Here is a 15,583-nt window from a genome sequence, read left to right as displayed (position 1 = left end):
AGTTTACCCTATAAATAGCTGAGGTTCACAGATTAGGTCAATTATTTATAAAACGTATGATTACCAATGGTCTTCACATACTCCTGCGAATGATGTACGGTAAGATCCTGCGCAAGCTTAAGCGATAGGAAAAAATAAGTACTATCGGGAACTTCCTTCACCCCAGAGAGCGCTGCGTTCACCGCTTTAATACTATCATCATTAGGTTTGACACGTTTAAGACGCCCGTTAGCTACAGGACTGAATTGATGCTTTTGATAAATGACCTTATATATCGTGTCGGGGAAATTGGCTGACCGTAGCCTATTCAGAACAACGTTGGCAACTGCCACCTTGCCCTGGTACGGTTCACCTTCCGCCTCTGCCATTACAATTTTTTGTAGCAGAAGCAGTTCTTCTTCGGATACTGCGTAGCGCCGGGTTGCTTTACTTTGCTGCTCCTGGCTTAATAGCTCGGTCCGAGAGAAGTATAATGTTGTGAGGGGATTTTTCTGAGATGCCGAGACTGTCTTAACCACAGTCTGAGCGCTCTTTTTCGCTGTCGCTTTCTGCGCAGCTGAATTAGATTGTGCTACATCAGCCTTTACCCGAACTATGGAAGCCTGCGATGTATTTTGTGGCTTTATTTTATTCTTACTAAGCCATTCTACACTCTGCTCTGGTTTCCAAGTGGAACTGAACAGGTTAACTGTGCTGTAAAGCTTATTCGTTTGTGAAACTTTTGTAGTGCCCCTCGTCTTACTAGATTTTGATTCTTCTTGCAAATAATTAATTACCGATGCTCGGCTGGTGGATTGCAGCTTATCCATCTGCAGACTATCTATTTTCCCCTCGGCAACCTGATTAGGCTGCATTAAGCTTATGGCAGAGAAACACACTAGTATAACGCCAACAAGCAACGCGATACAGCGGTTTTGTTTAAAGATTAACATGATATTCCTCCTATTTCACGGCACATTCCTATTGTATGTAACCGAAAACGGAAGCTTTGAAAACTTAAATACCGATTTAAAATGTAATATTTTCAATCATTTCATACATAGGAATGGCATACATTCTGGTAGCATACAACACAAAACTATCAATCGTCCAGTCTCTATGAAAGATATTTGATCTTTTTTCATCATCCAATTTCAGTAATTTTTCCAGCAATTTATCATCAAATGAAATATTTCCAAGGTACTTTCGAGCCACTGTGAGATGTGGTTTGTACTCCCTTGATTCGGCTGAAAAACCTAAAGGAAGTGTAGCAGTGTGTACTCTCGCAGCCAGTAAATTCAGCTCTTCTAGTTCGCCAGAAACCCCTACCCATAAAACTTTTGGAGCCTTTGGCAGACCAAATGTATTCCATTTGTCTAAGGATAGTTTGAAGGGGCGGCATTGCTCTGACATCTGCTTCAACGACATGATTAAATCCGGGATTTTCGTCTTTGGGGTGTCTCCTAAAAATTGCAGGGTAATATGGTAATCCTCTGGATGAGTCCATTTTGCAAAATGAAACTTTTGAGATAGGTTAGAGCACTCTTCCGCCACAACTTGCCCAAGTTCTGAGGGTAATTTCACAGCAATAAATAATCGTTCTGAATCTTTATCCGACACGTTAGCATCCATATCAATTTCACCTTCTCCTATAGATTTGGTATCCTTATCCTATAACATTATCCATTTTCATCAAACCTTAGAGCAGGAGGAATACATCATGACTAAGTCCATAGTATGTCTACAACCACTTACAGCTGAGCAACAAGAAAGGATCAAAGCAGCAGCACCCGGTTATACATTCATACAAGGTGACGGCAAAAATCCGGATTTACAGCTGCTAGCTGATGCTGAAATCGTAATTGGCTGGGCTAAAGGTATCTCCGATACGCTTCTTCGTCCAGATTCGCCCCTTCGCTGGGTCCAATCCTGGTCTGCTGGAATTGAGAAGCTCCCGTTAGAGCGTTTTAAGGAACGTGGAATCCTATTGACTAGTGGGAGCGGAGTGCATGCCGAGCCTATTTCTGCGGTAATCTTTGGCTTCATGCTTCTCTTCACACGTAATTTGCATACAGCCGTTCGCAATCAGATGAACCGCTACTGGAATTCTGACGGAAGTGAGAGTGAATTGTTCGGAAAGACAGCTGTTATTGTTGGAACTGGAGCCATCGGCAGCGAAACTGCCAGAATCGCTAGAGCTTTCCGGATGAAGACGATCGGAGTAAGTCGCTCAGGCAAGCCACTCGCTGATTTTGATCAAGTCTATACCACTGACCATCTGCCAGAAGCTGTGAGCCAAGGCGACTTCATCATCAATATTCTCCCTATCACCGATGAAACTAAGCAATTATTTAATACTGCAATCTTCTCTGCCTTTAAACAAGGCTCCTATTACATTAACGTTGGACGTGGAGCGACTACTGATACTGAGGCTCTAATACAGGCACTAAATCGCGGCCAGCTTCGTGGTGCTGGATTGGATGTATTCGAAACCGAACCCCTCCCGCAGGATCATCCACTTTGGACAATGGAGCAGGTAGTCATCACTCCTCATTCTGCTGGCATAACCGATCAATACGCTAATCGAATCGTAAATATTTTTACCGAAAATATAAATTCCTATTTATCTACTGGCACTCCATCCCTAAATCTCGTTGATTATGCCCGCCAATATTAAATTTAGCATTTGATTATTAAGAACACTTGTTCTATAATGAAAAAATCCGGGAATCAAACATAAAGAGAGGTTAGCGAAATGGATGCTACTGTCACACAATACAACCAATCATTGATATGATGCCTGTTGTACGAAATATCGAAGTCATCGATGACTTCAACGCGCAAATGACAGAGCTCGGTTACGAATGTATGGGCGAGTTCGGTATGAGTGGCGAGGCAGCAGAACAATACGGTAATCTAAAAGAGGATCTTGTGAATCAATTTCCGAAGGACATTGAAGCTTATATAGATGGAAAAGAAGCATTTGTAACCGAACTAGAAAGAACAGCACTTGAATGCTATTCAAATCTTTAACTATAAACTGATCATACAAAATAGTCCCTGCATGTCTATTAGACAATCCTAATGGACATGCAGGGACCCTTATTTCATACCTGGATCGCTGCGCTCTTAGTTAGAAGCTATGATCTCGTCAATATAAGCTGTAGCGGTTCCAGCCGTAGAAGGTGTAACAAACTGAATGCCAATGGCATCCACTTTCTTCAAATTCTCAGGCGATAGATTGGAATTGTTGCTGAGATCAATCGTGAACTCCGTAAATCCATCCTGAGCAGCTATCTTCGCACCCGAATCCACCCATACTGCATAGCCACCTAATTGAAGAAACAGCTTCGCTTGAACATCAGGCTGGTCAGAGACGATTCTAACTTTAGCAGTAAGCTTGGAGAATGAACTCAGATCAAGTGCAGCTACTTTTGATGCTGCTATAAAAGGATCTTTATCCTCTCCATTCCATGCGAAATCAAGCTTCAATGATTGATTACCTTCAGCATACACATCTGAAGATACTGTGGCTGCACCAGAATTGATAGCCCAACCGTCATTCCCCGTCTCGAAGCCATAGTGAACATCCGGGACAGCTTTCTCCAGAGATACTTCCTTCAAATAAAGCTTCGCAGTTCCTCCATCATTGGAAACATCCTCAATTTTAATCCCAATCGTCTTTACAGCAGCCAAATCTACCCCCACCCCTGCTGCTGCATTCGGCAGTGAAATAGATAAGGTCGTATAACCCTTAGAATCTACAGGCACAGGATCACCGCTGTCGCTCCATTTCCAGTCCGCACCTGTCTTGATGAATAGACGCGCTTTAACTGTACCACTCGAGAGCTTAACCTTAGCGCTGATTGTATCCAGCCCTGTAATATTCAGCTTCTCAGGATTAATAGCAAGTTCAAAGGATTCTTTGGAGCTGCCATTTGTATCATTGCCAGTATTAATCAAATCAAATTGTACACTTGCCGCTTCTTCATTAGCATCAAATGCTGGAGGTTGAGCGTTAGCGGACGAACCGTTAGTTGTAGCCCATCCTGCAATATCAGATGATGTAGTGAAGGCGTATAACACGCCAGGCGCATGTTCTTGGGAACCTCCATTTCCTTCTTCCGACATATCCGGAAGTGTTCCGTCATAGACCGCTTTAATATCGTCAAAGTAGAGCGAACCTTCGTGGCTCAGTCCGTCCATCGCATTCACATACAAATTAAAGCTCTGAACTTGCTTCAATCTTTCCTGTGTAAGCTCTCCGGCTTTTCCCCAGCTCATCTCCGTCAAATTCTTCAAACTTAATACTATTTTACCGTTCTTGTCTGGATTAATGACCGGATAAGCTTCGAAATATCCTCCATCAATGACAAGCTGCACCACTAGCTTAAGCGGCTCACCTTTCTCAGCATAAGCGTTGTCTCCATCAGAAGCCACCCACATACTGAGTGCATTATAGTCGGACCAGTCCAGCGAACCCAGACTTTTACCTACTCCGGTATAACCTGCATTATTAATCGTATAGTGCAGTTTCATTCCGTAATCTCCGGATGCTTTTTGCTCAGAGCTTAAAGCAACGCTCACATCATCTCCGCCAGCCTTAGGATATTTAGCTGCCAAAGCTTCATTACTGGAGCCATATGCTTCAAAATTATCCACCAGCGCCTTATCAGCAACAGGTGCAGTATACGTATTATAAAGCCCGATATTATCTACGTAGATTGGCAATTCACCATCAACTTCCAAACCACTGCCAACAATAGATATCGCTAGACCAGTGGCTTCGGCTGATTTAGCGGCATTATCCAGATCAATCGAAACATCAAATTTATAATATTGTGATCCACCCACGTTAACTTTCTCAAGATCGGACAAAGATTTATAGGATGAGTCCATACCATACTTTGTATCCCAATCTGGTGGCAACTGAATCACACTGCGTACCGCAGCATTGTTAGCCTCATTCTGAGCAGCCTCCGGAATTAACACGGAGAACTTCACACGTGTAACTTGAGACAGGTCCACTCCATCCAGTGCAAGGTCATTCAATTGCAGCTTTAGTTCCTGCCAAGTATCCTCAGCAGACAGACCTTCAGTAATGTTAATAACAAGCTTACCGTCAGCATCTAGTGACGCATGCTGCAAGACCGTCTTGATCGTCTCTGCGTTATTGGCGAGCCCTGACCAAGTACCATTGTTTTGGATTTGCTCCAAATCCTTGTCAGTATCAAAAGTAAGTACCTTTATTGGCGCTTCATTGATTTTCAAGAATACAGAATTAGTCTGTGTAAGTGTAGCATCTCCAGTTCCATATACCCTCACTGTAATCTCTGCTGAACTGCCATTCAGACTAGCATCTGGCTGCCATGAAGCGCTATAGTAACCGTCCGCACCTAGCGTCATTTCCACCTCTACTCCAGAATCACCCACAGTATAAGTCACTTTGCTAGGCACTGCATTTAGTACTTTGGCCCGAATGACGGTTACGGCATCTGTTATTGTACTAATATTATTCGGAGTTACGATGTGGAGGAAAGGTTTCTTTCCTGCTACTTCAACCTCGAGATTGTACTTATTATCATCTTTCACATCGCTCGCAAAAGCCGTGAAATCATCTTTATAGAAATTCACAAAATCAGGAAGCAACTCATGATCTGCTTTATTAGGAACATTCTTATAAGGAACATACAAATTATTACCTTCACCAAAGTTAGCCCAAGTCAGCATATAAGATATTTTTGCCGCATCAGGGTCAGCCTTGATCGCTTTCAATACTTTAGTGAACCATTCCAGCTCATTATTGCCTGTTGTTTTCATACCAGCAGCACTATAACCATACTCAGATAGGGTAACAATCTTACCTTTATCTTGAGCAAGCTGAGAAATCATCTTAAGGTCTTTAACAAGACCACCCAGGAAAGCCTCCGAACCCGCATTCTCCTTGTTGTCATACTGATCCATTCCTAGAATATCAACAAATTGATCACCTGGATAAGTCGTTAAATATTCACTTTCATTTCCATTAAAAGATCCGTTTGGTGAGAATACATATAGGAAGTTATGAACGCCTTTAACATCACGCAGGTATTCAACTGTATATCTGTACAGTTCCGCGTATTCACTCTTTGTCGTTGTAGCCGCTCCCCACCAGAACCAACCTCCATTTTGTTCGTGGAAAGGACGGAACAGAACTGGAATCAGGTTGCCATCGTCATCCTTAAGATTGTTCGCAAAATCAGAGATGCGATCCAGATATTTATTAAACTCTCCATTCCTATCTCCGCCCGGCAAAATACGTGATACTACCGAGCGCGTTGCTCCTTTGGAATTCCCTGTATCGTTAAAGCTTCCACCCGTAACGAAATTGTACGGATGTGTACTTAGCGTTACAATACCACCCAAATCATGAGCCTGCTTCATGGCAGCGGATAATCCTAATCTACTCGCTTCATAATCTCCGCTAACTCCAGGAGGATTCTCATATCCATCTAAACTAAGGGTGTCCCAACCAAAAACCCCAGGATAATCACCAGTGGAGCTGTATACGTCAGAAATAACATTTCCGTTCTTATCCTTTCCAGCAAAAGAGACGGTAGTATCATGCTGATGACCGAACATAACTTGTTTACCACTCATGCTATCCAGATAAGCAAATAACGATTTGGTGGCAGCCGATGCATCTACGTCAACGATATGGACCCCAGCTTCTGGTGTTGCTGTAGGCTCTACACTAGTACCACCTGAGCCCCCAGACGCCGGTGTGCTTGTTCCCTGTCCTACAAGAACTCCATCCTTCACAGTGTATGTTCCTTCTACTATAGTCACTCCATTTAAGACTACAGAGGAAGCACTTACTACAAGCTTGCTAATGGTACCTTTTGTTGTAATCAACGTTCCCGTTGCACCAGTACCAATCACAAGCTGATCGATTGAAGAACCTGAGCCTACTTCTATAATAGAAGCACTATCAATAGTCAGTTGAGTGATGACCGTACGGTCCTCTATAACGACCCGAACTTTTCCTTCAGGACGATTCACTTTTACAGCAGCTAATTTAGAATTTTTTAAATGAATCGAATGCTCGCCACCACCAGATATAAGCACATTACCTTGTACTGTTACATTCTCCAAGACACCCTCACCATTACCAATACCGGAGGTAAAATAAAGGTTCCCTGATGCAGCTACATTCTTTAGTTCAACCCCACTTTGGTTAATGACAATATTCCCATGGATATCTCCCCCAGTGAATGTACCGGCTGTGTTGTAGTAGCCGCTAACCAATCTGTCAACGATAGTGACTACCTCCGCCCTTGTAATTGGGTCGTTCGGACGAAATGTACCATCCGGATAGCCGGATAGAATTCCACTCAATGCTAGGGTAGCCTCTTTGGCGTAATCGCTGATGGATGCTTGGTCTGTAAAAGCACTCGCTTTAGTGCCTGGCGCCAGTGAAAAAACAGAAGCAATTAATGTTGCAGCATCTTGACGAGTTACTTCAGTATCCGCTTTCGCTTTATTATCAGGAAAACCTTTGTAATAGCCAGCTTGCTTCGCTATAGATAAAGCGCTTGCATACCAAGCTTTAGCAGGTACATCCGAGAATGACATTTCCGAAAGAGTGCTAAATCCAAATAGCTTATTAATAATACTTACAAGCTCAGCACGCGTTACTTTATGATCCGGCTTAAAAGAGCCGTCCGGATAACCTTGAATAACACCATTACCCTGCCACTTCTCTACACTTTCTCCAGCCCAGTGCGCCTTGAGGTTTTCATTTGATTTTCCGTTAGCTAGCGCAGGCACAGCCATTGTAACGAGCATTACTGCTGTAAGAAATAGAGCAAAGCCTTTTTTGATCCTCTTCATTCGTTTTACCCTCCCGTTTTGTAAAGGTTTTCATTATTACTCAAGTTGAAGCTTCGCCTTCTTTATCAGCCTCCCCATTTATTCCCAATAACAATTTAGTTATTATATTAGCATCAAAATAACATTAAAACAATAACTTATTTCAATAAATAGCTATTTTGTTAGAAAAACACTGAATATCAGGATTAATAAGCATTAATACAGTCAAATAAATAATAACAAAAAACTAACAAAATAATACCCATTCTATAAAAAAACAAAAAAAGGTCAGTCCCCAATGTATTGGAGGCTGGCCTTAACTTAATCTTCTCTTTTATCTAATCCAAGTCATAAATCGATCCGACTTTCAACCCGTATAGCTCATTGTATATTTTCTCAGCAAAGGCATCCGTCATCCCTGCGATATAATCAATCACCATATGTTCCCACGTCCAAATAGGATTTGCTTGTCTCTGATCCTTCTCAAAGCGTTGCAGCCAGTCCGATGGAATAATGGCTTTGGATGTCTGCGGATCAAGAAAAGCTCCCCATAGACGGCGCAGAATCCATTCACTACGTTTCTGAAGCCGCTGTACTCGTAAATCACGAATCATCGTGACCCAAGCGAAGCTTTTCAGCACACTTACGGTCCGTAGCATATCCTCATCTTCTTTTCCTTCCTTTATAAAGGTGACCTTCTTCCAGTCTCCATCAGGAATCACTCCGAGACTTGCGACAAAGGTGCTGACCCAATAAGCCTTAACTTCACGCCGAGTTCTGGAATAGTCGTTCTCACAGGTTGGCATCTTTTCCATCCATACTCGAAGAAATGAACTAAGCACCTCTTCGACCTTAGCGCGGATACCTTCCTCCTCCCAACCCTTCCAGAAGAAATCCTCTAACGTTGTAATTTTCTCTACGATCAGCCGCTGAATATAGGAATCATGCATAAAGTGTTCATGCACTTCAATCTTTCCAGCTTTAATTCCATCCTCCAAATCATGTGCAGAATAAGCGATATCATCGCAAAGGTCCATCAGCTGAGCTTCCAACGTTTTCTTACCTGCAGGAATTCCCCACTCTTTGCGAATCTCCGAAATATATGCCCATTCGTGAAGGTACATCCCTTTCTTTAGTGAGGTGCCAGGAAACGGATACTTATTAATTCCGAGAAGCACTGCATCCGACAGATTTAATCCATCAATATTCTCACGCTTCTCCAGAAACATAATCAGCCGATAATTATGAGCATTGCCTTCAAAGTGCTCATAGCGCTGCTTCATCTGCTCATGAATGAGCAGCCTATCTGCACCCGTTGCTCCAGATTGCAAGGCAGCCTCATTCGTCTTCTTTTCAATAAGCTGGTCCAGAATGTTATCTAGTACCTCTTCCCCTTTATGCCCGAAAGGAGGATGACCAAAATCATGAGCAATGGCCGCGCATTCTACAACCTCTGGATCTATTACAAGTCCTGGGTTCTCAGCTTTACTTGTCTCTACCTCTGGATAAGATCTAAGCAGACTTTTCGCTGCCTCACGAGCAATCTGAGCGACTTCAAGTGAATGAGTTAGACGCGTCCGGTAATAATCACCCGTGCCAGCCCCGAACACTTGAGATTTGCCTTGCAGCCTACGAAAAGTAGGCGAATGAATCAAGCGTGAATAATCACGCTCATAAGCAGCTCTCGACGTTTCTAGGCGGGTAATTTCCGGATATTGCCGGTGTTCTCTTTTTTCAATAAGTGTCATATTCCCACCCCTAACCAAATGTCTATATATTGAACTTCATTATAAAGCATTTTCATAACAATTTTCACATCAAAATACAACGTTATTCCAATCCCAAACTGCAATGGAAACAATCCACCAATCTAAAAGCAATTGAAATGGAGATATTAATCTTCGTAGGGAAAAAACATCTAGGAGGAATCCACTAAATGATTATGAAGAAATTGTCCGTAGCTCTTTTATCCACTTGCTTGATGCTGTCCGTTGCTTCTGCGGCTTCTGCTTCTGCTGCACCAACCGAAACGAAACATGAGAAAAAAGTACATGCTGAGAAAATGAAGAAAGAAAAAGAACATAAAATGCATGAAAAGAAAATGCATATGAAGAGCCACTCCACTAAAGGAATTCATGCAAAGAGCATGAAGGCTAAGAGCATTCACATGAAAGCAACAAAAATGCCAAAAACAGGCCATGGCGGTGCTAGCGAACAAACTGAATAGGGAGGATGAAAGAGGGGGAATCCCCTCTTTCTTTTCTTACACATGAAAAAATGGATATCTTCATTTATCTTAACCTTCATCACTTTAACCACTGTCAGTTGTACTGACTCACATTCGCAGGAAAGCAGACCAGAAACGAGATCACTACAAACACAGCAGCAAGAAACGATAACTCCTACGAAAGCTATCCAAAAGATCGATATTAAACCATCATTACCCAAACCTATCCTGCCTACTCAGCTTAGCATTCCAGCTATTAAAGTAAGCGCCAAAATAGAGACCGTTACGTTGCTTCCAGATGGACAAATGGACGTCCCTAAGGACAGCAATATTGCAGGAATTCTGTACCCAGGAATATTACCAGGTGCTAAGGGAAATGTAATTTTAGATGGGCATGTGGATAGTTATATTGGTCCAGCTATTTTTTTCAACCTCAAAAAGCTTAAGCACGGTGATGAAATAACGGTATCCAATGCGGACGGGCGAAAACTAACTTATATTGTAGAGTCTGTAGAAATCTTCAACACTGCTGAAGCACCCTTGGAACGAATTTTTGGAAAGTCTACCGAAGCCAGAATGAATCTTATTACTTGTACAGGGAGATATAGCAGAAAGAAGAAAGAACATGAAAAAAGGCTGATTGTCTTCACAAAACTGAAACTATGAATATTTTAACCCTCCAAAGGAGCATTCTAAAATAAAAAAAACAGGTGAATTCATGAAAACTAGCAGCAAAATTATGATGACTACCCTCTCTCTTTTGTTATGCTTCACGAACTCCGCTCTTGGTAGCCCGAGCAAGAACCGCGACTACTACGAAAAAAGAGGAGATATGATTTGGGAAGTACATACTAACCAAAAAGTGATTGCATTAACGTTTGATGACGGTCCTGACCCTTCTGAAACCGATCAAATATTAAAGGTATTGAGTCAATATCATGCGAAATGCACCTTCTTTGCCATAGGAAAAAGAATTGCAGCGTATCCAGATGTGGCGAAACGAGTCATTTCCGAAGGACATGAATTAGCTAACCATACCTACAATCACGTCTATTTTAGAAAACCTATTAATAAAGCCCAATTTGAGCGGGAGCTTAATTTAACCGAAGAAGAAATCATAAAGGTTTCTGGAAAGCATAGTGCTTTGTTCAGACCCCCGGGTGGCATGTATGACGAGACACTAGTTGATACTTCAAACAACATGGGCCTAAAGCCTATTTTGTGGTCCTGGCATCAAGATACACGTGACTGGAATCGCCCTGGCGTGCAGAGTATCGCGAACAAGGTTATTCGAAATGCACATAATGGTGATATCGTCCTGTTTCATGATCATGTGCATGGACAATCTCAAACCAGAGAAGCGCTTAAAATTATTTTGCCGGAATTAGAAAAGCAAGGTTTTCGATTTGTCACCGTTTCAGAATTAATCAAATTATCCAATACACAGCAGGCAGGTAAATCACAATAGCCTAATTGCACAGGACTTCAAAATAAGGTAGTCTTGTCCTATTATGAAGTTCTGGAGGCTTTTGTCATGTCTGATAACACATCCTATACGACTGAGGAAATTGCCCGTTTACTGAAGATCTCGAAATTAAAAGTATATGATCTGATTAAAAAAGGGGAGCTTCCCTCCTACCGTGTAGGAAAACAGATGCGTGTGGATCAATCCGATTTAGAAGCCTACAAACAGAATGCTCGAAATGGCATGACCCTATCGACATCGCCGCTGACTTTCGCTGGAGCAAATCTAACACAAGTTGCCACACATTCTGGCCAATTTAATAGTAAAGCTACAGGACACAGCCTCGTGATTACGGGTCAGGATATGTCACTCGATATTCTGGCCACCTATTTAGAGCGTTGCCTGCCCACTGAGCGCCCTCTTCGTTCTTACGCTGGCAGTCTAGATAGTCTGATTGCCATGTATCAGGGCGAATCGGACATCGTCAGTACGCATCTGCTCGACGGGGATACTGGAGAATATAACCTTCCCTATATTCGTAAAATCCTTGTAGGCTTCTCTTATGTTGTAGTTCGTCTGGTGACCCGAAGTGCAGGATTGTATGTTCAAAAGGGAAATCCTAGAGGTCTTCATGAATGGTCTCATCTGCAACAGGATGGACTTACACTGATTAATAGAGAACGTGGCGCTGGTGCACGTGTGTTATTGGATGAGCAACTCCGATTGCACGGCATTCCTGCTGCAAGCCTATTTGGATATGAGCAGGTGGAGAATAGCCATTTAGCGGTCGCCGGTAAAGTGGCACGAGGAGAAGCTGATGTGGCCATCGGTACCGAGAAAGCTGCTAAGATTGTCGATGGCATTGATTTCATTCCCTTGATTCAGGAGTCCTATGATCTAGTGATGCTTAAGAAACCGGAGCATGAGCAATGGATCGCCACCGTGATTGATATTTTACGCTCGCCAGCCTTCCAAAGTGAGCTTGGGTCCATTCACGGATATGATCTCACGGAAACCGGGACGATTATTTACGAAACCTGATAGTCATAGGCTTGCTTGCTTCTTATTAAAGAGGTTTTGTTTTAACGGTGCGTTTCTAAAGAAAAAACCTAGCCCATCCAGGTTACTCCTGGATGGGCTAGGTTTTTTTAATTTATTAAGATTTCCAATCGACATTCCCACTGAAGTCAGAGGAGCGATCTCTGTCGAGCATAATTAAGTACGCCGGTTCACAAACATCAACATCACAGCAGACATAACAATAATGGAGCACACCCACATCCAAGCAAGGGTCATGTTGCCGCCATCCACCGCGACATAGATCGCTGTAGGTACAGTCTGCGTGCGGCCAGGAATATTTCCAGCTACCATGATCGTTGCGCCAAATTCTCCTAAACCGCGGGCAAAACCTAGAACATACCCAGCAGCGAGTGACCGACCTGCAAGGGGCAATGTGACATAAAGCAGTACTTGCAGTTCGCTCGCTCCCTGCGCACGCGCCGCATCTTCAAGATCCGCTTCCACGCCTTCAAAGCCCGCCTTCACCGTACGGTAAACGAGAGGAAAAGCTACGACAACCGCGGCGATAACCGCAGCCCCCCATGTAAAAAGGATTGTATGCTCCGTCATTTGTTCATACCATCTGCCAATCCAGCTGCGACGACCTAAGACGACCAACAGCACAAATCCGACAACTGTCGGCGGCAATACGAGAGGAAGCAGCATTACAGTTTCAACCAAGCTATAACCAGGGAATTTGCGACCTGCCATAGCCTTAGCTGCAGCCGTTGCCAGGATAAACACAATGATGCTGGTGAGTACTGATATTTTTACGGAAAGCCATACCGGGGCGAAGAAATCAGTCCAATTTATTTCCATCCTTATTCACCCCGCTTCTACTCATGATTTCTTATTTAAGGAAGCAAGAAGCCATAGCTTGCAAAAATATCACTAGCCTCTTTGCTTTGAAGATAATTGTAAAATTCTTTAGCTTCCTTCTGATTCTTCGAATCCTTCACGATACCCGCCGGATAATTAATGGCTTTGTGAACATGCGGGCCTACAGTAAGGGCGATCTTCGTCTTTTTTGAAGTCAATGCATCTGTCTTATATACAAAGCCTGCATCGACATTCCCCGTTTCGACATAAGACAGAACCTGACGTACATCCTTCGCAAATACAAGTTTGTTTTGCAGCGTATCCCATACCTTCTTCGCAGTTAACGATTGCTGAGCATATTGGCCAGCGGGCACAGATTCAGGCTGCCCTACCGCTACCTTCTTAAAGGATTTATCCGTAAGTTGAGTGATTGTATTTAATGAAGCTTTTGAATTCGAAGGTATGACTAGAACCAACTGATTCTTAAGCAGAACCCTATGGTCAGAAATCAGTCCAGCATCCACTAATGCATTCATCTGTTTATCCCCTGCAGAGAAGAACAGATCAGCCGGAGCACCCTGCTCAATCTGCTTCTGTAATGTGCCAGATGCAGCATAATTAAAGACCAAATCAATATCGGGATGCTTCTTCTCATAGAGAAGCGCCATTTTATCTAAGCTATCTTGCAAGCTGGCTGCAGCGGATACTATAATTTCTGTCTTCTTGGCGGCGGCCTCTACCTCCAACCCTGCGCTCGCAGATAAATTCACAACCAAAAAAATTGCTAATACACCAAAGATCCTGACTGACCATTTCTTAAACATTTCCATTCCTCCCATTTTCACATGTATATATGTAGATGCTATTCTAGCATACGTTTTTTCGATTTTCTATAGATTGAGTTGTGTTTGGATATGTTTAGTTATATATTGTTATAATTAGATAGTTAGAAATGAGTATCTTGGACTTACTCGCAAAAAAAGGATGCCACCGGCAACCATTTAAATGGTTGCTCAAGCACCCCACCTTTCGAATTGAACGAAGGTCAAATGAGCGTATCACTATTTATAGTGCGAACTCCATTTTTCCAACTGCTGCCTGATTACTTCACGATAATAGTACGGTTCAATGATTTCCGCTTCCTCTTCGAATCTCTTAATCCAGCGGACAAATCCTATATCTTGTTCCACGGCAACCTTAAAGTGAAAACATCTAGATTGACGATCCACTTTACTTGGCTTAAAAGGCAATTCGTCCTTCTTAATTCCTTCCATTACCCGTTCCGAGAATTTCACTTTGAATTCTACCTGTAAACTATCCCTATCGAGTGACCATTTCTGCTTCATAAAGGCTTGCACATCAAACGCTTCCTTCGAAAAAAAACGATTTAATGGCTTCACATTAGAAAAATCGTTGATATGATATGTACGAATAACACCCTGACGATGACAAAATCCAATGAGATGAAAACGACTTTCCAGCGGGACCAGACAATAAGGATCAATGGTGATCCCTTTCTCTTCTAATGCATTCTCACTATAATTCGCTTGAATACTCTTTTGCTTTAATAAAGCCTCCAGGATCGGAGTAAGAAATGAGTGTTGTTCCATATGCGAACTGTTTCTTTCTGCCCACCCCACCCCTACTTCTCTTCTTGCACGTTCTATTGTTTCTTCTCTCTCAGCCTTACGTTTATATTCAGCTGCGACTACTTTTTCATACGCGCTTTCAAAATCTATGGGTAATGCTGGTTTTATATCTTCCATAATATAGCGTAATTGCGAAAATGCGTTTGCTTCTTCTTCCGACCAATCCAAGGGATAGAGTGCAAAATTCCCAATAAAAGCATAACCTTTTCCATGCCCCAGGTGGGTTATGGGAATATGCATGGCGCTAAGCGCGTCCATATCCCGGTAAATCGTTCTCTCGCTGTTGCCGCAGCGTTCCGCCAATTCGCGGGCTAATATCCCTGGCTTGGCTTGAACAAGTGTAATAATGCGCATCAGTCGGATTAATCGGTCTGTCATATTCAGTTCCCCTTGATTTATGGTTAAATAGACCCATTATTTTATGAAAAAAAGTAAAGTTGTGATAGAACTTTTTTACTATGTTACCACATTTTATATTACAATTCTTCTTATAATTTTCCGCCGAATCCGCTGAAAAATCCAACTTATGTATAG

General features: G+C 42.6%; 13 protein-coding genes. 6 read left to right on the top strand and 7 right to left on the bottom strand.

Annotated features, from left to right (window positions below; genetic code table 11):
* Positions 1–41: 41 nt before the first annotated feature.
* Positions 42–932, bottom strand: a complete 891-nt coding sequence (locus tag ACWNM1_RS02445; RefSeq protein WP_449599598.1) for a cell wall hydrolase — start codon at positions 930–932, stop codon at positions 42–44.
* A 76-nt stretch (positions 933–1,008) separates the two neighbouring features.
* Positions 1,009–1,611 carry an RNA 2',3'-cyclic phosphodiesterase gene (gene thpR, locus ACWNM1_RS02440; protein WP_449599597.1) on the bottom strand — a complete coding sequence of 201 codons (603 nt, stop codon included), beginning with the start codon at positions 1,609–1,611 and terminating at the stop codon, positions 1,009–1,011.
* Positions 1,612–1,699: 88 nt separating this feature from the next.
* Between thpR and ACWNM1_RS02435 the strand changes: the two genes are divergently transcribed.
* Both ACWNM1_RS02435 and ACWNM1_RS02430 read left to right on the top strand, forming a co-directional pair.
* Positions 1,700–2,656 carry a D-2-hydroxyacid dehydrogenase gene (locus ACWNM1_RS02435; protein WP_449599595.1) on the top strand — a complete coding sequence of 319 codons (957 nt, stop codon included), beginning with the start codon at positions 1,700–1,702 and terminating at the stop codon, positions 2,654–2,656.
* Between the two features lie 116 nt (positions 2,657–2,772).
* Positions 2,773–3,012, top strand: a complete 240-nt coding sequence (locus ACWNM1_RS02430) for a GrpB family protein (RefSeq protein ID WP_449599593.1) — start codon at positions 2,773–2,775, stop codon at positions 3,010–3,012.
* A gap of 96 nt (positions 3,013–3,108) precedes the next feature.
* Here the strand turns inward: ACWNM1_RS02430 and ACWNM1_RS02425 are convergent, their stop codons facing one another.
* Complete coding sequence (locus ACWNM1_RS02425; protein ID WP_449599592.1) at positions 3,109–7,851, bottom strand: glycosyl hydrolase; 4,743 nt, start codon at positions 7,849–7,851, stop codon at positions 3,109–3,111.
* Between the two features lie 317 nt (positions 7,852–8,168).
* Positions 8,169–9,578 carry a deoxyguanosinetriphosphate triphosphohydrolase family protein gene (locus ACWNM1_RS02420; protein ID WP_449599590.1) on the bottom strand — a complete coding sequence of 470 codons (1,410 nt, stop codon included), beginning with the start codon at positions 9,576–9,578 and terminating at the stop codon, positions 8,169–8,171.
* 188 nt (positions 9,579–9,766) lie between these two features.
* On the opposite strand from ACWNM1_RS02420, the gene ACWNM1_RS02415 reads away from it, so the two are divergent.
* From ACWNM1_RS02415 to ACWNM1_RS02400, 4 genes are all read left to right on the top strand, one after another.
* Positions 9,767–10,057: a hypothetical protein gene (locus ACWNM1_RS02415; RefSeq protein ID WP_449599588.1), complete on the top strand. Its 291-nt coding sequence runs from the start codon at positions 9,767–9,769 to the stop codon at positions 10,055–10,057.
* A gap of 42 nt (positions 10,058–10,099) precedes the next feature.
* Positions 10,100–10,723 carry a class F sortase gene (locus tag ACWNM1_RS02410; protein ID WP_449599586.1) on the top strand — a complete coding sequence of 208 codons (624 nt, stop codon included), beginning with the start codon at positions 10,100–10,102 and terminating at the stop codon, positions 10,721–10,723.
* Positions 10,724–10,775: 52 nt separating this feature from the next.
* A complete protein-coding gene (locus ACWNM1_RS02405; protein ID WP_449599584.1) occupies positions 10,776–11,525 on the top strand; it encodes a polysaccharide deacetylase family protein in 750 nt (249 codons plus the stop codon).
* A 66-nt stretch (positions 11,526–11,591) separates the two neighbouring features.
* On the top strand, positions 11,592–12,563 hold the full coding sequence (locus ACWNM1_RS02400) for a substrate-binding domain-containing protein (RefSeq protein WP_449599582.1): 972 nt from the start codon (positions 11,592–11,594) through the stop codon (positions 12,561–12,563).
* A gap of 174 nt (positions 12,564–12,737) precedes the next feature.
* On the opposite strand, the gene modB is transcribed toward ACWNM1_RS02400, so the two are convergent.
* From modB to ACWNM1_RS02385, 3 genes are all read right to left on the bottom strand, one after another.
* Entirely contained in the window at positions 12,738–13,400 is a 663-nt protein-coding gene (gene modB, locus ACWNM1_RS02395) for a molybdate ABC transporter permease subunit (RefSeq protein ID WP_449599580.1), read from the bottom strand.
* Positions 13,401–13,435: 35 nt separating this feature from the next.
* Positions 13,436–14,224: a molybdate ABC transporter substrate-binding protein gene (modA, locus tag ACWNM1_RS02390; RefSeq protein WP_449599578.1), complete on the bottom strand. Its 789-nt coding sequence runs from the start codon at positions 14,222–14,224 to the stop codon at positions 13,436–13,438.
* 237 nt (positions 14,225–14,461) lie between these two features.
* Positions 14,462–15,427, bottom strand: a complete 966-nt coding sequence (locus ACWNM1_RS02385) for a helix-turn-helix transcriptional regulator (protein WP_339269012.1) — start codon at positions 15,425–15,427, stop codon at positions 14,462–14,464.
* Positions 15,428–15,583 lie beyond the last annotated feature (156 nt).

The sequence above is a fragment of the Paenibacillus sp. Marseille-Q9583 genome (assembly GCF_976954365.1).
This window is presented reverse-complemented; position numbering and strand designations above follow the sequence as displayed.